The organism is Sphingomonas sp. PSPC2-2 (assembly GCF_049897725.1).
In the GTDB taxonomy this organism is placed as follows: Bacteria; Pseudomonadota; Alphaproteobacteria; order Sphingomonadales; family Sphingomonadaceae; genus Sphingomonas.
The window spans coordinates 425085-442890 of the sequence record NZ_JAFCWU010000002.1; the positions used below are offsets into that span (position 1 = coordinate 425085).

Sequence of the window (17806 nt, forward strand, 5' to 3'; positions counted from 1 at the left end):
GGGCGTGCTCAGAGTGTCCCGGCAATCTCGCGTGCGGCCAGATCGGGGTCTTCGGCCTGGGTGATCGGGCGGCCGATGACGAGGATCGACGCGCCGGCATTCACCGCGGCGCGCGGGGTGACGACGCGCTTCTGGTCGCCGACGACACCACCCGCCGGGCGCACGCCGGGAACGACGAAGAAGCCCTTGGGCCACAGCTTATGCGCGGCGGCGACTTCCTCGCCCGAGCAGACCACGCCGTCGACGCCGGCATCGCGTGCCAGCTCGGTCAGCCGCAGCACTTGTTCGTGCGGGTCGCCCGAACAGCCGATCGATTTGAGGTCGGCCCCGTCGAGGCTGGTTAGCGTCGTCACCGCCACCACCTTGGTGCCGAGCGGGGCGGCCGCCTTGGCGTCTTCCAGCATCGCGCGGCCCCCGGCGGCGTGGACGGTCAGGATCGCCGGGTCGAGCCCGCGCAAAGCCATGATCGCCTTAGCGACGGTGTTGGGAATGTCGTGCAGTTTCAAGTCGAGGAAGATCGGCAGGCCGAGCTCGGCCATATCGCGCACCCCGGCGCGGCCATTGGCCATGAAGAATTCCAGGCCGAGCTTGATGCCGCCGACATGGTGGCGGACCTTGCTCGCCAGCGCGCGCGCTTTGTCCAGCTCAGGCGTGTCGAGCGCAACGAACAGACGGTTGCTCATGCGGCATGCTCCGAGGCGGGGGCCTCGACCGGGTCGGGCGATTGTGCTGCGGCAGGCGGCGGGGCCATTGCCGCGCGCAGGTCGGCGAGCGTGCGCTCGGCGGTGGCGAGCCGGTTGCGCAAGCGCCAGCGCAGCGTCGAATGCCAGGCGAGCGTTGGCAGCAGCCCGGCAAGGAAGGTCAGCAGCAGCAGCAACGGCAGGTTGATCAGCGCCTCGACCCCGCCCCACAATTTGAGGGTCACGCTGGTCCAGTTTTCCAGCGTGAAGATCGCCGCGATGAAGGCGATGAGGCACCAGAAGAGGATTTTCAGAAATTGCATGGGCGAAGGTTAGTGCGAACGCGTCACGATTGCCAGCCTGCTTCCTCATCGCTTCCTCCCCTCCCTGAAAGGGAGGGGACGGGGGTGGGTCGGCTGATGGCGGGGGGTACGCCCGAATTACAGGCCAACCCACCCCCAACCCCTCCCTTCCAGGGAGGGGAGAAAGAAGTGCCGTTACCCGATTTCGCGGCGCAGCGTTTCGAACAGGCCGGGGACGGCGGTCAGTTTGGGCTCCTCCTCGTCGAGGATGGCGAGGAACAGCGCGCGCTTGATCGCGGCGGTGCGGCCGGGCTTGAGCGTGCGGGCGGGGTCGAGCGCGGACAGCACGATGTCGATCAGGCGTTCCGCACCGTGCAGCCGCCCCCACAGATAATCATTCTCGCGATACGCGCGGCTGAAGAATGCGCCAAAACTGTTGAGTTGGATGCCCTTCAGCGTCGCCTCCGCACCACCGCTGCGAATGCCGGTGGCATCGTCCGGGCAAATGCGATCGACCTTGATCGGGTCGAACTCGTCGAGGCCTTCGCCTTGCAGCAGCGGCAGCGTGGCGACGTCGAAATAGGGGAAGCCAAGATAGCTCAGCAGGATCGGCCGCTTGATCTCGCGGCCGAGCCCGGAAAAAGCTGCGGCAAGGCGTTCCTCGGTGCGCAGGTCGAGCGCGGTCAGGTCCATCGCCGCGCCGAGCTTGTCGAGCAACGGCCCGGCATTGCCGCGCAGCAGCCGCACGTCCTTGCCCAAGGCGAGATAGCGTTCGGTGCGCTTGCACTCGAGATAGTCGGCCAGGCTCATATAGATCGCCTCGCGGATCGGATCGAGCTCGGCGTCGGGTTGGTCGCCTTCGAGATCGGTGATGCGTCGCGCGAGCAGGCGCAGCCGACGCAGGCGAAAACCAAGATCGAAGGTGCGCAGGAAGCCGATCGTGGTCGCGCTCGCCCCGCCCGAAAAGCTCGGCTGCATGTCGTCGAAACCGCGTGCGCTGACCGCATCGGCAATGTGGCGACGAATGCCGCGCCAGCGCTGCGGGCCGGGCTCGCCGCCCGCGTGATGCAGCAGATCGGTAATCGTCTCGACCACGCCGTTGATCTTGAGGTGGCCATAAGCGGCATAACCATAGCCTGCGCTTTTGGCCGCCGCAGTTTGCGCGCGCTGCCGCCATGCCGCGAGCCGCGCGGGCGTCGGCGAATCGAGGAACAGCGTGTAGCCGAACAGCGCCTCGACCTGCTTTTCCACCTCGGGCCGGATCGCCGAGATGATTGCGCGCATCCGCTCGATCCTCCCTGAGCGTTCGGCGATTTCCTCGAGATTGTCGCGAATCGGCTGTTGGCGCGGCAGCTCCGAAATCGCGCCGATGATCGTCTGGAAAAAGCCGGGGGCACCCGCCTTGGTCGCGCCGAAGCCGAAACCGCCGCGTGGATGGGGATCGATATAGACGAAGCGCCGGTCCACCTGCCGCCGCGCCGGACGCTCGCGCAGTGCCTCGATCGCCGGGCGAAACGGCGCGTTGTTGAGCACGGAGCCATCGATCAGCACCGCATTATCGGCGGCATTGGCGGCGGCCTGGCGCGGCAGAATGCGGGTGAGGAAGGTGGCGCGGTTGATCCACGGCACCTTGCGCGCCTCCAGCACGCGGTCGAGTTCGCCGACCATGAAGGGTGGGAACGCCCCCGGAAAGCTGGAAGTGGCGCGCGCGGCGAAGGCGAGTTCGGCCGGGTGCGCCAGCGTTTCGGAGGCCATGCCGTGGTCGGTGAAGGGCACGACCACGCGGTGCTCGGTCTCGACCACCTCGGGCGGCGAGTTGAGCCGCAACCGTTCGGGATGGCCGCGAAAATCGGTGACGGTGACGAACAGGTCGAGCGGCTGGCCATCGGGCAGCAGCCGCGGTTCGCGCGGTGCGGCGGCCATCGCGTCGAGCGCATCGAGGATCAGCCCGGTGAAGCGTTCTCCGCCGAACGGTGGCTCGAACCAGCGCGAGCGCACGAAATGCGACAGTTTCGCGCGGACTTCGTCGCGGGCGGCGGGCTCGACCGTGGCGTCGATGCCATCGACGCTGCGCCGTGCCGCCATCCAGGCCAGCGGCAGCGCCCAGATCTTGGTCATCGGGTGGGCGGGGGCCTGCTTTTCATCGACCAGCGCCTCGATATCGGCGGAATCGAGCCACAAATCGGTCAGCGGCTCCAGGCTCTGCCCGGCGCTGATCGCCTGTGCCAGGAACACGCCGTTGATGCCGCCCGCGCTGGCCCCGGCGATGATGTCGACCAGCACGCGCAGCCTTAGCCCGGTCTCGGCCTCGATTTCCTCCAGCAGCCTGCGATACACCCCCTCGCTGCCGCCGACGGGCGCGGTTCCGGCGTGGAAACCGTGACTGGCGCGCGCCAGCCGCCAGATCTCCTTGGTGATGCCGTGCATGTACACCGCCAGGCTGATCCCGCCATAGCAGACGAGCGCGAGGCGGAGTTCCTTTTCGCGCATTACAATGGCTCCAGCATCGCCCAGATCGGCAAATGGTCCGACGCGCGCCGCGCCAGCGCGCTGTCATGCACGCCGCAGCCAAGCACGCGAAAGCCGCGTGTCATGATCCGGTCGAGCCGCCCGACCGGGCGGCGCGCGTGGAAGCTCGGGCCGGTCGGTACGCTCGGATAGTCGCGTCCGAAATCGTGCAGGCAGCCGCCGCGCGCGGTCCATTCGTTGAGGTCGCCCATCAGCACCGTCGGCAGCGGGGCGGGGCAGGCGTCGATGTGGGCGAGGATCGCGCGCGCCTGCCGCCTGCGCCACAGGCCTGACAGATCGAGGTGCATCCCGAGCACGCGGATCGTGCCGGTGTCGATCGCAACATCCGCACGGATCGCGCCGCGCGGTTCGAGCGCGGGCAAATGCAGCGACGTGGCCGCGCGCACTGCGCTCCCTTTGCGCACTAGCATCGCATTGCCGTGCCATCCCATGCTGGCCCCGTCATGCCCGAAGGAGACGGCGTGCCACGGCGAATGGTCCTCGATCAGCGCGTGCGGGATGACTTGCGCTTTGGTGCCGAAGCGACGGTCGGCCTCTTGCAGCGCGATCACGTCGCCATCGATCTCGCGCAGGACATCCAGGATGCGGCGCGGATCGCGGCGGCGATCCAGCCCGATGCCCTTGTGCATGTTGTAGCTGACGACCTTGATCATCGCACACTCGCGCCGGATCGAGCGGCCACACGCGACCGCCGCCTGCAGCGACAGGTCGCGGTGACAAAACCGGGGTCGTTAGCAACGATCACCGACCCCGGTTAGGGATTTCGCGCGCATTGGGAAAGGGGGACTAGCTGACCCGTGCCTGCCAGCCGCCGCCCAGTGCACGAAACAGGTCGATTTGCGCATCGGCGATGCGTGCGTCGGCGGCGGCCACATCGGCATCGGCATCGGCAAAGGTGCGTTCGGCGTCGAGCACTTCGAGGAAGTCGATCGTCCCTTCGCGTTGGCGGGCGCGGGTGATGCGGGCGGCGGTCTCGGCATTGTCGCGCGCCGATTGCAGTTGCGCGCGCCGGTCGAGCTCGCGGGCATAAGTCGACAGCGCGGTTTCGGTTTCCTCAAGCGCAGTGAGCACGCTGCCATCGAAGCTCGCGAGCGCGCCGCGCGTGTCGGCCTGCGCACCTGCGATCTTGGCGCGGGCGGCGGATTGGTTGAGCGACCAGTTGAGCAAGGGGCCGACCAGCCAGCGCACCGGACCGCCGGTGAACAGGTCGTCCAGCGAAGGCCCCGTCACCCCGCCCGATCCGCCCAGCGTGATATGCGGGTACAGGTCGGCGGTCGCCACCCCGATCCGCGCGGTCGCGGCGGCCAGGCGGCGTTCGGCGGCGCGCACGTCGGGGCGGCGCGCGAGGAGCCCGGCCCCGTCACCGACCGGGATCGGCTGGTCGAGCCGCGGTGTGGTGGTGCGGGCACTTGCCGCAGCGGGCAACTCCTGCGGGGTGCGGCCCGTGAGCGTTGCGAGGCGGAACAAGGCGGCCTGCCGCTCGGCGATGATCGCGGGCACGAGCGCGGCGCGCTGGTCGCGCAGCGTCGCGATGCGGACATAATCGAACTTGGTCGCGCGCCCGGCATCGACACGCTTGCCGGTCAGTTCGGCGGATTTGCTCAGCAAGGCAACGATGCGTTCGGCCACCGCCTGCCGTTCGGCAGCAGCGGCGGCGTCGACATAGGCGCGCGTGGTGGCGGCGACGATCGATACGCGCACCGCATCGGCATCGGCGGCAGAAGCCGCGACATCGCCGCGTGCCGCCTCGATATTGCGGCGGACACGACCGGCGAGATCGACTTCATAGGAGACGTCTAGCCCGGTATCGAACACCGCCGCCTCGCGGTTGCTGCCGGGCAGGCGCTGCGACTGCGGCAAGCGGCCATACGTGCCGCTCGCGCCTGCGGTCACTTGCGGCAGTCGGTCGGACCGCGCGCCGCGCAGCGACGCCTTGGCCGCATCGAGCCGCGCCACCGCGACGCGCAGATCGGTATTGGCGGCAAGTGCATCGGCCACCAGCGCGTCGAGCGCCGGATCGCGATACAGCCGCCACCAATTTTGATCGGCGGGCGTGGTGACGGTCGCCGCATTGGCGGTGATGAACGGCGCGGTGGCGCTTGGTGGCGCGATCGGCGCGACATATTTGGGCCCGGCTGCGCAGGCGCAGAGCACAAGCGCGGAAAGGCTGGTGAGCAGGACGGCTTTCATGATCGTTCCTATTCGGCTGGCTGCAGCGCGGGCGCGGCGGCGGGGCCATGGCTCGCGGCGGGGGTGGCGGAGCGGCGTTCGAGCCGCTTCGCCAGCGCACGGGCGACGACGTAGAAGGTGGGGGTGAAGAGCAAGCCGAAGCCGGTCACGCCGATCATTCCGAAGAACACCGCCGTGCCGAGCGCCTGGCGCAGTTCGGCACCGGCCCCCTTGGCAATCACCAGCGGCACGGCACCCAGGATGAAGGCGAAGCTGGTCATCAGGATCGGGCGCAACCGGTCCCGCGCGGCGCGGACGGCGGCTTCGACCGGCGACAGGCCGTCTTGCTCCTCGGCCTGCTTGGCGAATTCGACCACGAGGATTGCGTTCTTGGCGGCAAGCGCGATCAGCACGACGAGGCCGATTTGCGTGAGCACATTATTGTCCATGCCGCGCAGGTTCACCCCGGTCATCGCTGCGAGCAGGCACATCGGCACGATCAGGATGATCGCGAGCGGCAGCGTCAGGCTCTCATATTGCGCGGCGAGCACGAGGAAGACGAACAGCACTGCCATCGCGAAGACGAGGCCCGCCGTGCTGCCGGCCGATTTCTGCTGGAAGGCAATGCCGGTCCATTCATGCGCGTAGCCGGTGGGCAAGGTGCTATCGGCAAGCTTCTCCATCGCGACCAGCGACTGGCCCGAGGACGAGCCCTTGGCGGTGTCGCCATCGACCTCGACCGCAGGGAACAGATTGTAGCGCACGACGCGATACGGCCCGGTCTTGTCGCGGAAGGTGGAGACCGATCCGATCGGCACCATCTCGCCGGTGTTCGAGCGGGTCTTGAGGTTGGCGATGTCCGCGGTGGTGTTGCGGAACGGCGCGTCGGCTTGCGCGGTGACGCGGTAGGTGCGCCCCAAAAGGTTGAAATCATTGACGAAGGCCGAGCCGAGATAGACTTGCAACGCCTCGAACACACGCTCCGGGGGCACGCCCAGCATGTTCGCCTTGGTACGATCGACATCGGCGAAGATGCGCGGGGTGGCGGTATCGAAGAAGGTATAGACTTGGGCGAGGCCCTTGGTCTGGTTGGCCTGTCCGATCAGGCCATAAGCGGTCTTGCCCATTTCGGGATAGCCATGCCCCTGCAGATCCTGCACCATCATGCGATAGCCACCGGCCGAGCCGATCCCCTGGATCAGCGGGGGCGGCACGATCAGCAGCCGCGCTTCGTTGATGTCGGCGGTGGCTTTCTGCGCCTCGGCCATGATCCCGGCAAAGGTGACGCCGAGTTTTTGGCGTTCCTCGAAGCTTTTCAGCGGGATATAGGCGGCGGCGCTGTTGGGGGCGAGCGTTTGCGACGGGCCGTCAAACCCGGCCAGCATGACCGCGCCCTTGACGCCTGCGAGCGGCAGGATGCGCTTGGCGACCTTTTGCATCACGGCATCGGTACGCTCGACCGAGGAGCCGGGCGGCAGCTGGATAACGGTCAGGAAGTAGCCCTGATCCTGCGCGGGCACGAAGCCCGAGGGGGTGACGGTGAAGACGAAGGCGGTGAGCGCGATCAGCGCGCCATATGCCAGCATCATCTTGCGCGGCGCGGTGACGAGACGGTGGGTGAGGGTGCCATACGCCACGCTCATCCGCTCGAAACCGCGGTTGAAGCGGTCCCCTGCAGTGCGGACGAAGCGCGTGATGCGGCCACCCGAATCCGCCGGGGCGTGGGGCTTGAGCAGCATCGCCGCGAGTGCGGGCGACAGTGTGAGCGAGAGCAGCGAGATGACCGTCGCGGTCGAGATCGTCACCGCGAACTGGCGGTAGAAGGCGCCCGATAGGCCGGTGAGGAACACGGTCGGGATGAACACCGCGCACAGCACCAGCACGATCGCGACGAGCGCGCCCGACACTTCGTCCATCGACTTGCGCGCTGCCTCCAATGGAGAAAGCCCGTGTTCGAGGTTGCGCTCGACATTCTCGACCACGACGATCGCGTCATCGACGACGATGCCGATCGCCAGCACCAGCCCGAACAGCGAGAGGTTGTTGAGCGAGTATCCGACCGCCGCCAGCACCGCGAAGGTGCCGATCAGCGAGACCGGGATTGCCACGATCGGGATGATCGCCGCGCGCCATTTCTGCAGGAAGACGAGGATGACCAGGACGACGAGGATCATCGCCTCGATCAGCGTGTGCTTCACCGCGTCGATCGACTGGGCGATGAACTCGGTCGGGTTGTAGATGACGCGGTAGGCGAGGCCCTTGGGGAATTTCTTCGACATCGCCTCCATCTCGGCAGAAACGGCCTGCGCGGCGGCGAGTGCGTTGGAGCCGGGACGCTGGAACACCGCGGCGATGACGGTTGGCTTGCCGCTGATATAGGTGTTGGCACCATAATCCTGCGCGCCGAGTTCGACGCGGGCGACATCCGATACCTTGACCTGGCGGCCGTCCTTGTCGGTGCGGATCACCACATCGGCGAATTGCTTGGGGTCGGTCAGGCGACCTTGCGTCTCGACGTTGAGCTGGAAGGCGTTGCCGGTCGCGTAAGGCGGTTGGCCGAGCGTGCCGGCGGCGACCTGGACGTTCTGCGCGCGCAGGGCGGCGACGATTTCGCCTGCGGTCAGATCGAGCGCGGCGGCGCGACCGGGGTCGATCCAGATGCGCATCGAATAATCGCGCGCGCCGAACAATTGCACGTCGCCGACGCCGTCGATGCGGCTGAGGCGGTCGCGCACCTGCGTTAGCGCGTAATTGGAGATGTAGCCGCGATCGAGCGAGCCGTCGGGCGAGACCAGGTTGACCACCATCAGGAAGTCGGGGCTGGTCTTGCGCGTGACGACGCCCAGGCGCTGCACCTCCTCGGGCAGGCGCGGCACCGCGACCGCGACGCGGTTCTGCACCAGCACCTGCGCGGCATCGAGGTTGGTGCCGATCTTGAAGGTGACGGTGATCGTCAATTTGCCGTCGCCAGTCGATTGCGACGACTGGTACAGCATGTTGTCGACGCCGTTGATTTCCTGCTCGATCGGCGCGGCGACGGTTTCCGCGACCGTCTCGGCCGAGGCACCGGGATAGACCGCGCTGACGGTGACGGTCGGCGGCACGATGTCGGGATATTGCGACACCGGCAGGCCGAGATAGGCGATCAGCCCGACGATGGTGATGACCACCGCGATGACCCCGGCGAAGATCGGCCGGGTGATGAAGAAGCGCGAGAAGCGCATGGTGCATGTTCCTAAACGGCGGCCACACCCCATCCCACCCCGGCGAACGCCGGGGCCCAGGCGAGGAACGGCAGTGATGAATCGGTCTGCTATTCGGCTGGGGTCGTTTTCAAACCGCGCCCCCGACCCGTTCGGGCTGAGCTTGTCGAAGCCTTCCTCTCCACGGGAGCGGGCGTCCGCTTGGAGAGGTGCCCTTCGACAGGCTCAGGGCAAACGGGGAAGGGTGCGTGCGTTGGAAACCATCCTCGCAATCTTCTTAATGCCCGGACAAAGTCGCCTCGCCCGCGATCGGCTGCGCCGTGGGTGCTGCCGTATCCGCCGACGCCACGATCTTGCCGACGGTGGGCGCGACCTTGGCACCGGGCATCGCCATTTGCGTGCCCTTGATGATGATCCGGTCGGTCGGGCCAACCCCGGAGCGGATCACCCGCATCCCGTCGACCACTGCGCCCAGCATCACCGGCTTGGGCGTGACGACATTGTTGGCATCCACCGTCAGCAGGATTTTCCGCGCCTGGTCGGTCTGCACCGCATCGTCGGGGACGAGCAAAGCAGGCTTGGTCCCGGCACTGGCGAGCCGCATGTTGCCGAACATGCCGGGCGTCAGGAACAGGCCCGGATTGGCCAGTACCGCACGCCCGCGGATCGTGCCCGAATGCGTGTCGAGGCCGTTATCGGTAAAGTCGAGCTTGCCCTTCCAGCGGTGGCTGGTCTCGTCCTGCAACTGGATCTCGACCGCCGGTGCCGCAGCACCCGGTTGCCGCGCACGCTGCGTCTTGAGGAACAACGCCTCCGACCCGTCGAAGGTGAAGTAGATCGGGTCGAGCGCGTTGATCGTCGTCAGCACCGTGCCGCCAGTGCCTTCGCCGCCCGCGACCTGATTGCCCGGATCGACGCGGCGATCGGAGATGCGCCCGCCGATCGGCGCGCGAATCTGGGTGAAAGATACGTCGAGCGCGCGGGCGCGGACGCGGGCCTGCGCTGCCGCGAGCGCCGCTTGCGCCGCCTGGAGTTTGCCGCGCAGCGCATCGATTTCCCCGGCGGAAACCGCATCATCGGCAATCAGCCGCGTTGCACGCCCAAGATCGTTGCGCGCCAGCACCAGCGCGCTCTGTGCACTAGCCTCATTGGCGCGTGCCTCAGCCAACGCGGCGGCAAAGGGGCGGGAGTCGATCGTGAACAGCAACTGGCCCTGCTTCACGACTTCGCCGTCGCGGAAGTGGACGCCGGTTACTTCGCCCGCCACGCGCGGTCGCACTTCGACGGTCCGGCTTGGGGCAAAGCGGCCGACATAATCGTCCCATTCGCTGATCTCGCGCACCAGCGGGGTGGCGATGGTGACGGGCGCGGGCGGCGGCGCGGCGGCGACCGCATCGGAATGATCGAACAGCTTCACGCCGATCACACCGGCAATGGCGATCGGCACGATGATGGCGGTGCGTTTCTGCCAGCGAGTCCACCGCTTTACAGGCGGATGCGACGCGTCGGGAACGACATTTTGGGTGGTATCGATGGGGGCAATCATATTCATGCGGCGATCCTCTGGTCGGTCCGGCCGACGCGCATGCCCGTCACGCTGGTGACGAGCGTTTCCATCTGCGCTTCGCTGAAGCCGACGGAATGGAAATGATGGATTTCGGACATGGGCAGCGCGAACCCGCGATGGCGGGCCAGCACCGCCGCGCGGCGCAACGCCTCGAGCTTGGGGTCGGCCAGCCGTGAGGACGGGCCGCGCCCGAACAGGCTACCCAGCGCACGCGACATGCGGCCGGGTTCGGTCAGGCTGGCGAGCGTGTCGCGCTGGGCGAGCGCGATGACGCTCCATTCGAGTGCGGAGAAGCCCTCCTGCGGGGTCGTCGCGGCATCGTCGGTCGACGTGGTGACGGGGCCAGCGAACATTGAATCGATATCCAGATAAGCCATGAAAAATCCCCCTTTTGGGTCTTTGGCAATCCTGTGGGCGAACAGCCCCGAGCGGGAACGAGCGGTCGTCCCGGCAAAACTGTTTTCAAGCGTGCAAAACCTGGGCAGCAAGCGCGCGGCGCTCCTGTCGACCAGCTATAAAAAGTGGAACGCCAGTCGGTCGAACCGCTGACGGATCAATCAGATGAGTGCGACGGACATTGGCGGAGACCCTTTTTCCGACACCGGCTCCACATCAGGCCCCGGTTTGAATACCATTTGGTATATAAAGCGGTTGTGCAGTGCGTCAACCGCTTTCTGTACCGGTCGGAATATTTATTCCGGTCCTTACTGTGTCGGCCAGACCGCCATGCTGGTTTCGACCAGTTGCGACAGTTCTTCGCAGGTGGCGCCCGACCCCCCTTGAATCGCCAGACCCTGGAGGATCGCGAACAAATAGCGCGTCAGCGCGGCCGGGGTCATCCCGTCGGGCAATTCGCCCGCCGCCTGGGCCTGTTCGAAGCGCGCGATCAAGGCGGCTTCCGAAGAGGCCCGGCGCTTGACGACTTCGGCCTTGATCGGTTCGGCCTCGGCTCCGCAGGTGGCCGAACTGATGACTCCGAGGCAGCCCTTGGGGTCGCACGTACTCATCTGAATTTCGAGCGCTCCGCGAAACAGCCGCTCGGCCACGCCGCGTGCGGTCGGCGCTTCGAGTGCCGACTTCATATAGGCCAGTTTTTCGCGCTCGTAGAGGTCGAGTGCCTTGTGAAACAACGCTTCCTTATTGCCGAACGCCGCATAGAGGCTGGGCTTGGTGATGCCCATCGCGCTGGTCAATTCGGTCATCGACGCGGCTTCATAGCCATTGCGCCAGAACACCAGCAACGCCGCCGCCAACGCTTCGTCGAGGTCGAATTCGCGCGGGCGGCCTTTCGTGGCTGGGAGGGAACAAACGCTATTCATACCGAGCGGTATATAGGCCGCTGTCGCCAAAGGTCCAGTGTCGTGATTGTCCGAGGCACGCGACAGAGCCTTTGTGCCCCCTAGTCGGTAACGCGGCCGCGCAGCGACTTTACCGTCGAGCGCTTGGTCTTGCCCTCCATCCGCTTGGCCTTGGCGGCTTTGGAGGGCTTGGTGGGGCGGCGACGTTTGGGGACGATGGTCGCTTCGCGGATCAGCTCGATCAGGCGTTCGCGCACCTCCTGGCGGTTGAGCAATTGCGAACGTGCGCCTTCGCTGCGCAGCACCAGCACGCCGTCGCGCGTGAGGCGTGATCCTGCCAGCACCGCCAGCCGGTTCTTCACCGCATCGGGCAGCGATGGCGATGCGCCGACATCGAAGCGCAACAGCACGGCGCTGTCGGTGGTGTTGACGTGCTGGCCCCCCGGGCCCCCGGCGCGGGTGAAGGATTCCTGCAGCTCGTCGCTGTCGATGCTGATCGATCGGGTGACGGGAATGGCGACCATGTGCGTCCTCCTAAAACATGCGCACGCGTTGGTCGATTGGTTGCGGGCTTGTTCCGTCCCCCATGCTTCGCCAAATGGAGCGCGACGGAGATAGCGATGTACGATTTCACGATTTCGGCGGAGTCCAAGGCCGAGCTTTACCGGGACCTGCTCGCCGCGCTCGACGCGCTGACGGCGGGGGAGCCGGACGCGATTGCCAACATGGCCAATGTCGCGGCGCTGATCTGGCAATATCTGCCCGATCTCAACTGGGCGGGTTTCTATCGTCTGGTTGGCGGGGAACTCGTGGTGGGGCCGTTCCTCGGCAAGCCCGCCTGCATTCGCATCGCCATCGGCGACGGGGTGTGCGGCACGGCGGCGGCGACGCTCCAGACGCAATTGGTGGAGGATGTCCACGCCTTTCCCGGCCACATCGCCTGCGATGCGGCGAGCCGGTCGGAACTGGTCGTGCCAATCGTTCATGACGGGCGTTTGATCGGCGTGCTCGATCTCGACAGCCCCACGCCCGCGCGCTTCGACGCTGCGGATGCGGCGGGGTGCGAAGCGCTGATGGCAGTGCTGGGACCACGTATCGCGGGGTGATCCGTTTCGGGACATACCCGAATGTGGCGGAAAACTGCGGAAAATGGTAGCTTGTCCGTTAATCATTTGGTGGCGTGCCTTTGGGCGGCGGCACCGCAACCGGAGAGTTTACCATGCGAACCCTAGCTCTTGCTGCCCTCACAATGGTTACTGCGTTCGGCGCGGGCGGGGCGGAAGCGCAGCGAATCGGGCAGGGTGGCGGTGCCGCCGGGGCCCCTTATCCGGTGCCATCCTATCCCGCACCGTCGATGCCGGCACCGCCACAGCAGATGCCGCCGGTGGCCTATCCCGGCCAAGCCGCGCCGCCGCAGTCCTATCCCGCACCTTCTTACCCGGGTCGCCCGCCGCAGCCGAGCGTGCCACGGCGCTGGGGTGGCAACAATGGCGGGCACTGGTCGGGTGGGAACAACGCACCCGGAGGCTGGAAGGCCTATCGCCGCCCGCATCGCGGCTATGCGTTGCCGCAATATTGGTTCTCGCCGAGCTTCTATATCGCCGATTACGGCAACTACGGCCTCGCCCCGCCGCCTGCGGGCTATAGCTGGCATCGCTATTATGACGACGCCGTGCTGGTCGATGGGCGCGGGCGCGTGTGGGATTCGGTGAACGGGCTCGATTGGGATGGCGCTGGCTATGGTCAGGGCGGATATGACGGTTATGCCAGCGGCTACAGCCAATCCTATGGCCCGTCTTACGGTTCCCAGCCTTACATTTCCCTGCCTCCGGTCGTGCAAAACCGCACCGTGACCACCTATTCGACCGGTGGTTATGTCCAGGGCGGCTATGCGGCGAGCGGCTATGCTTATGCTGGTCCGACGACGACCGTGGTGATCCAGGGCCCGCCGATCGTGACGACGACCACCACCACGACCGAATATATCGAGGAATCTCGGACCCGCTATGTCGCGGCGCGCCGGGTCTATCGCGCCGCGCCAAAGCGGCATTATCGTCCCGTGCGGCGGCCGAGCTGTGGCTGCCGCAAGGTCGAACAGCCGGTCCAGGGGAGCTAACGCGGTCGCTTAGCCGCGCGGTTCGGGGCCGGCAAAGGTCACCAGGCTTTCCGCCCCGTTCGCCGCGACCGCGCCGACCCCGACGAAATGGTCGTCGACGCTGATGTCCTTCAGCACCGTGCTGGTGGCGGAGGCGGGGACATCGGTGGATTTCTGCCAGTCCTGCGCGTCGTTGCGACGCCAGTGGATACGATAGGCGGCGGCACCCGCGACCGGTTTCCACTTCACTGTGGTGTCGAAGCTCAGTGCGCCCGCGACCGTCACGCCCTCCGGCGCGGCGGGGGCGGCGGCGAGGCGGCGGATGGTGGCGACGTTGATCGCGGTGACCTTGGCGAGATAGGGGAAATCCATCTTGTCGACGGTGTCGCCGTAAGCGATGCCGTTTTCCACACGGACGTCCTGGTGCTGCTGCGTCCAGTTTTCGGCCCCGACCGAGAAGCGGACCGCAGGATAGCCGAGTTTCAGGAACGGCTCATGGTCGCCGCCGCGCCCGAAGCGATCGGGGCGGCGATCGACGAACACGTCGAGCCCGCCGGGTAGCGTGCCGGCCACTCCATCGATCGCCTTGGCGAGGGCGCGCGACGGGCCGTCATCCTCGCCGCCATTGCCGCGCCGTGCCATTTGCGCGGGCAGGTCCTCGGTCGCGCGGATCCCTTCGGAAAAGACGCGGACGCGGTCGGCGACGCGCACGCCATTCTGGCCCATCGTGTTGCCGACGATATCGTTGTTGAGCATCGCGGAGACGGTCCAGCCGCGCTGCTTGGCGGTTTCGGCCAGCAGGGTGCCGCCGAACAGCCCCTGTTCCTCACCCGAGAACACGGCATAGACGATCGTCGCGCGGAATTTTTCCTTGGACAGGATCCGCGCCGCTTCCAGCACCAGGGCGACGCCCGAGCCATCGTCATTCGCACCGGGGGCGTCGTGCGTGGCGTCCATCGCGTCGCTGACGCGGCTGTCGATATGCGCGCCGACGATGATCACGCGCTTGGGGTCGAGCCCTTGCTGGAAGCCGAGTACGTCGACCACGTTGACGCCGTTCGGCGCGCGCGCGTTGGTGAAGGTGCGCGCGATATTGGCGGCCGTAATGCAGCCGTCGCACGCATCGGCAATCCGCGTCATTTCGCCAGCAACCCACGCCCGCGCGGCACCGATGCCGCGCACCGGATCATCGGCGGAAGAGAGCGTGTGGCGCGTGCCGAAGCTGACGAGTTTTTCGACGGTGGCCTTCAGCCGTGCCGGGTCCGGGGCGGTATCCTGCGCGAAAGCGGGGGTGGTGAGCGTCGCGATGGCGAGCGCGGCTGCGGTGGGGAGGGAACGCATGGGCATATGGTGGCGGGATATCGGAAGCGACGCAAGTTGCTGTCCGCCGTCCCCATAAGGCGGGATTGGCGGGCTAGATGTTCGAGACGAACCAGATGACGAACGCGGCCACGCCAGCCAGGAAAGCCCAAAGCAGCAACCGGACGACCAGCGAATCGCGTGGAGCCACCTCGGTTGGCCACGGCAAGGTGAGCGCGCGCAGCGCCGCAACGAACGCGGCCGCCGCACCTGCGACGCGCACCCAGTCCAGTTCCACCCATTGCCGCGCCATGGCGACCGATTCGGCGTCTGACATCGTGTCCCGCGGGGAGGCGATGCCGTGATACCACAGCGCGGCATTCATCGGCCAAAAGGCGATGACGGTCAGCACGAGCAGCGCCAGAATGCCGAGCGACGGGACGCATAGCAGCCAGCGATAGCGCCACGGCGTCGTCCAGCCCGCCGCCAGCGCGCCGAACGCGGCAATCAGCATCGCTGCCGAAAAGGGGATGAAGAACACACCGGTATCGACTGGCCACGCTTTGCCATAGGGCATCATCGCCAGCGAATGCGGCGGATGGGCACTCCACGCCCCGGCAAGCACGATCAGATCGAAGAGCTTCGCGCCGAGCAAGGGGCCACCGACCAGCACCGCCAGCCACAGGAACGCTTTGGTGATATTCTCGCGACGGGTCATCTCCGACATCCCTATACCGTTCCGAAATCCCTGTACCGTGCTCGTTCGCGTCCGTTTAGCGATTTCGGGTGCGCCGGATCAGCTCAGCCGGTCGATCGCCTCGCGGTCGAGCGAGCCGGGGATGATCATCAGCGGGATGGTCAGGGCACCGGTGTCGGCTCCGGCGAAATGCGCCACCAGCGGGCCGGGCGCGCCGCTCGCCGCTGCCGCCAGCACCAGCGCGGCGATGTCGGGATTGGCAGCGATCATCTCGCGAATGACCTTGGGGCCATCACCCTGACGCACCGTGATCTGCGGCTTCAGGCCCGATTCCTCGATCAGGGCCCCCGCCGCTGCCGCCACCAGTCCCTCGGCATGGTGGCGTGCCTCTTCCTCGATCGTGGCCTGCACCCCGGCAAAGGCGGTAAATTCGGTGGGGGGGACGAGCGCCAGGATTTCCACCCCGCCGCCGGTCTTTACCGCGCGCCGCGCGGCAAAGCGCAAGGCGATGCTGCTTTCGGGCGTCTCGTCGATCACCACCAGATAAATGCGCATTGTCGCCCGCCCCCTGAAGCGATTGTCGCGCTTAAGTGGGGCGAACCGATGCGTCTGACAAGCAGTGGTCTTGACCGTTCGCGCATCGGGCGCGAGAGACGGGCGCTACGGATTCGGTTAGATGAGGACGCGTTGATGCCGGTCGAAATCAAAATGCCAGCTCTCTCCCCCACGATGGAGGAAGGCACGCTGGCGAAATGGCTGGTGAAAGAGGGCGATACGGTCAAATCCGGCGACCTGATGGCCGAGATCGAAACCGACAAGGCCACGATGGAATTCGAGGCGGTCGATGAAGGGGTGATCGGGAAGATCCTGGTGGCCGAAGGGACCGACAATGTGAAGGTCGGCACCGTCATCGCCACGCTGATCGCCGAGGGCGAAAGTGCAGATGCGGCACCCGCGCCGAAGGCTGCACCGGTCGCTGCGGCTCCCGTCGCTGCGCCAGCGCCGGAGGCGGCCAAGGCGGCCCCGGCGGCCCCTGCGCCAAAGGCCGAGAGCGGTGATCGCGTGAAGGCGAGCCCGCTCGCGCGCCGGATTGCGGCGGAAAAGAGCATCGATCTCGCCACGCTCACCGGTTCGGGCCCCAATGGCCGTATCGTGAAGGCCGATCTTGAGGGCGCGAAGGCCGGTGCCACGGCGGCACCCAAGGCTGCCGAAGCTGCTGCGGCACCCGCCGCCCCGGCGGCGGTCGCCCCGGCCAAGCCCGCCGCAATCCCCGACATTCCGCACACCGCCGAAAAGCTCAGCAACGTGCGCAAGACGATCGCGCGCCGCCTGACCGAATCGAAGCAAACGGTTCCGCACATCTATCTGACGGTCGACATCCGGCTCGACGCGCTGCTCAAGCTGCGTGGCGAGCTCAACAAGGGGCTGGAGCCACGCGGCGTAAAGCTGTCGGTCAACGATCTGCTGATCAAGGCGCTCGCCGCCAGCTTGATCCAGGTGCCCAAGTGCAACGTGATGTTCACCCCCGACCAGCTGATCAGCTTCAGCCGTGCCGATATTTCGGTCGCGGTGTCGACGCCGACCGGGCTGATCACGCCGATCATCGCCGGGGCCGACACCAAGGGTGTGGCCGCGATCTCGACCGAGATGAAGGATCTCGCCGCGCGCGCGCGCGACAATAAGCTGAAGCCCGAGGAATATCAGGGCGGCACCGCCTCGCTCAGCAACATGGGCATGTACGGGATCAAGCAGTTCGAGGCGGTGATCAACCCGCCGCAGGGCATGATCATGGCGATCGGCGCGGGCGAGAAGCGCCCCTATATCATCGACGACACGCTCGGCGTGGCGACGGTGATGTCGGCCACCGGCAGCTTCGATCACCGCGCGATCGACGGTGCCGACGGCGCGCAACTGATGCAGGCGTTCAAGACGCTGGTCGAAGCGCCGTTGTCGATGCTGGCATAATC

16 protein-coding genes are annotated in these 17806 nt (G+C 66.6%); 3 read left to right on the plus strand and 13 right to left on the minus strand.

Going from position 1 to position 17806, the window contains the following annotated elements; translation table 11 throughout:
- Positions 1 to 8: 8 nt before the first annotated feature.
- The 10 genes from pyrF to arfB all read right to left on the minus strand — a co-directional run bounded on the left by pyrF (position 9) and on the right by arfB (position 12272).
- Positions 9 to 683 (minus strand): orotidine-5'-phosphate decarboxylase, encoded by a 675-nt coding sequence (pyrF, locus tag ACP7BY_RS06245; protein ID WP_033966940.1) that lies wholly within the window; start codon positions 681 to 683, stop codon positions 9 to 11.
- Positions 680 to 1003, minus strand: coding sequence for a hypothetical protein (locus tag ACP7BY_RS06250; RefSeq protein ID WP_010408277.1), 324 nt, complete (start codon positions 1001 to 1003; stop codon positions 680 to 682). Before ACP7BY_RS06250 ends, pyrF begins: the two co-directional genes overlap by 4 nt.
- 174 nt (positions 1004 to 1177) lie before the next feature.
- The gene (locus tag ACP7BY_RS06255; RefSeq protein WP_137903280.1) at positions 1178 to 3472 is read right to left on the minus strand and encodes a patatin-like protein; all 2295 of its coding nucleotides are present in this window, start codon (positions 3470 to 3472) and stop codon (positions 1178 to 1180) included.
- Positions 3472 to 4164, minus strand: a complete 693-nt coding sequence (locus ACP7BY_RS06260) for an endonuclease/exonuclease/phosphatase family protein (protein ID WP_033967310.1) — start codon at positions 4162 to 4164, stop codon at positions 3472 to 3474. The genes ACP7BY_RS06255 and ACP7BY_RS06260 overlap by 1 nt, the downstream gene beginning before the upstream one ends.
- Positions 4165 to 4297: 133 nt before the next feature.
- A complete protein-coding gene (locus tag ACP7BY_RS06265) occupies positions 4298 to 5701 on the minus strand; it encodes an efflux transporter outer membrane subunit (protein ID WP_137903279.1) in 1404 nt (467 codons plus the stop codon).
- 8 nt (positions 5702 to 5709) lie between these two features.
- Positions 5710 to 8904, minus strand: coding sequence for an efflux RND transporter permease subunit (locus ACP7BY_RS06270; RefSeq protein WP_426287998.1), 3195 nt, complete (start codon positions 8902 to 8904; stop codon positions 5710 to 5712).
- 256 nt (positions 8905 to 9160) lie between these two features.
- Positions 9161 to 10435, minus strand: a complete 1275-nt coding sequence (locus tag ACP7BY_RS06275; protein WP_033967067.1) for an efflux RND transporter periplasmic adaptor subunit — start codon at positions 10433 to 10435, stop codon at positions 9161 to 9163.
- Positions 10432 to 10827 (minus strand): hypothetical protein, encoded by a 396-nt coding sequence (locus tag ACP7BY_RS06280; RefSeq protein ID WP_033967064.1) that lies wholly within the window; start codon positions 10825 to 10827, stop codon positions 10432 to 10434. The genes ACP7BY_RS06275 and ACP7BY_RS06280 overlap by 4 nt, the downstream gene beginning before the upstream one ends.
- Positions 10828 to 11154: 327 nt before the next feature.
- Entirely contained in the window at positions 11155 to 11769 is a 615-nt protein-coding gene (locus ACP7BY_RS06285; RefSeq protein ID WP_033967062.1) for a TetR/AcrR family transcriptional regulator, read from the minus strand.
- A gap of 80 nt (positions 11770 to 11849) precedes the next feature.
- Positions 11850 to 12272 (minus strand): alternative ribosome rescue aminoacyl-tRNA hydrolase ArfB, encoded by a 423-nt coding sequence (arfB, locus tag ACP7BY_RS06290; protein WP_033967061.1) that lies wholly within the window; start codon positions 12270 to 12272, stop codon positions 11850 to 11852.
- 96 nt (positions 12273 to 12368) lie between these two features.
- On the opposite strand from arfB, the gene ACP7BY_RS06295 reads away from it, so the two are divergent.
- Complete coding sequence (locus ACP7BY_RS06295) at positions 12369 to 12854, plus strand: GAF domain-containing protein (protein WP_126845344.1); 486 nt, start codon at positions 12369 to 12371, stop codon at positions 12852 to 12854.
- 113 nt (positions 12855 to 12967) lie between these two features.
- Positions 12968 to 13864, plus strand: a complete 897-nt coding sequence (locus tag ACP7BY_RS06300) for an RcnB family protein (protein ID WP_033967069.1) — start codon at positions 12968 to 12970, stop codon at positions 13862 to 13864.
- Between the two features lie 9 nt (positions 13865 to 13873).
- On the opposite strand, the gene ACP7BY_RS06305 is transcribed toward ACP7BY_RS06300, so the two are convergent.
- From ACP7BY_RS06305 to ACP7BY_RS06315, 3 genes are all read right to left on the minus strand, one after another.
- Complete coding sequence (locus tag ACP7BY_RS06305; RefSeq protein ID WP_137903277.1) at positions 13874 to 15184, minus strand: M28 family metallopeptidase; 1311 nt, start codon at positions 15182 to 15184, stop codon at positions 13874 to 13876.
- 73 nt (positions 15185 to 15257) lie between these two features.
- Positions 15258 to 15860 carry an anthrone oxygenase family protein gene (locus tag ACP7BY_RS06310; protein ID WP_231565343.1) on the minus strand — a complete coding sequence of 201 codons (603 nt, stop codon included), beginning with the start codon at positions 15858 to 15860 and terminating at the stop codon, positions 15258 to 15260.
- A 78-nt stretch (positions 15861 to 15938) separates the two neighbouring features.
- A complete protein-coding gene (locus tag ACP7BY_RS06315; protein WP_033967059.1) occupies positions 15939 to 16394 on the minus strand; it encodes a universal stress protein in 456 nt (151 codons plus the stop codon).
- Positions 16395 to 16529: 135 nt separating this feature from the next.
- Between ACP7BY_RS06315 and ACP7BY_RS06320 the strand changes: the two genes are divergently transcribed.
- The gene (locus ACP7BY_RS06320; protein ID WP_137903276.1) at positions 16530 to 17804 is read left to right on the plus strand and encodes a pyruvate dehydrogenase complex dihydrolipoamide acetyltransferase; all 1275 of its coding nucleotides are present in this window, start codon (positions 16530 to 16532) and stop codon (positions 17802 to 17804) included.
- Positions 17805 to 17806: the final 2 nt, after the last annotated feature.

Bases quoted from the DNA above. Each gene is read 5' to 3' on its own strand.
- ACP7BY_RS06320 (WP_137903276.1), top strand. From the start codon at position 16,530: ATGCCGGTCGAAATCAAAATGCCAGCTCTCTCCCCCACGATGGAGGAA.
- ACP7BY_RS06265 (WP_137903279.1), bottom strand. From the start codon at position 5,701: ATGAAAGCCGTCCTGCTCACCAGCCTTTCCGCGCTTGTGCTCTGCGCC.
- ACP7BY_RS06255 (WP_137903280.1), bottom strand. From the start codon at position 3,472: ATGCGCGAAAAGGAACTCCGCCTCGCGCTCGTCTGCTATGGCGGGATC.
- ACP7BY_RS06285 (WP_033967062.1), bottom strand. From the start codon at position 11,769: ATGAATAGCGTTTGTTCCCTCCCAGCCACGAAAGGCCGCCCGCGCGAA.
- ACP7BY_RS06305 (WP_137903277.1), bottom strand. From the start codon at position 15,184: ATGCGTTCCCTCCCCACCGCAGCCGCGCTCGCCATCGCGACGCTCACC.
- arfB (WP_033967061.1), bottom strand. From the start codon at position 12,272: ATGGTCGCCATTCCCGTCACCCGATCGATCAGCATCGACAGCGACGAG.
- pyrF (WP_033966940.1), bottom strand. From the start codon at position 683: ATGAGCAACCGTCTGTTCGTTGCGCTCGACACGCCTGAGCTGGACAAA.
- ACP7BY_RS06280 (WP_033967064.1), bottom strand. From the start codon at position 10,827: ATGGCTTATCTGGATATCGATTCAATGTTCGCTGGCCCCGTCACCACG.
- ACP7BY_RS06295 (WP_126845344.1), top strand. From the start codon at position 12,369: ATGTACGATTTCACGATTTCGGCGGAGTCCAAGGCCGAGCTTTACCGG.
- ACP7BY_RS06270 (WP_426287998.1), bottom strand. From the start codon at position 8,904: ATGCGCTTCTCGCGCTTCTTCATCACCCGGCCGATCTTCGCCGGGGTC.
- ACP7BY_RS06260 (WP_033967310.1), bottom strand. From the start codon at position 4,164: ATGATCAAGGTCGTCAGCTACAACATGCACAAGGGCATCGGGCTGGAT.
- ACP7BY_RS06300 (WP_033967069.1), top strand. From the start codon at position 12,968: ATGCGAACCCTAGCTCTTGCTGCCCTCACAATGGTTACTGCGTTCGGC.
- ACP7BY_RS06315 (WP_033967059.1), bottom strand. From the start codon at position 16,394: ATGCGCATTTATCTGGTGGTGATCGACGAGACGCCCGAAAGCAGCATC.
- ACP7BY_RS06310 (WP_231565343.1), bottom strand. From the start codon at position 15,860: ATGACCCGTCGCGAGAATATCACCAAAGCGTTCCTGTGGCTGGCGGTG.
- ACP7BY_RS06275 (WP_033967067.1), bottom strand. From the start codon at position 10,435: ATGAATATGATTGCCCCCATCGATACCACCCAAAATGTCGTTCCCGAC.
- ACP7BY_RS06250 (WP_010408277.1), bottom strand. From the start codon at position 1,003: ATGCAATTTCTGAAAATCCTCTTCTGGTGCCTCATCGCCTTCATCGCG.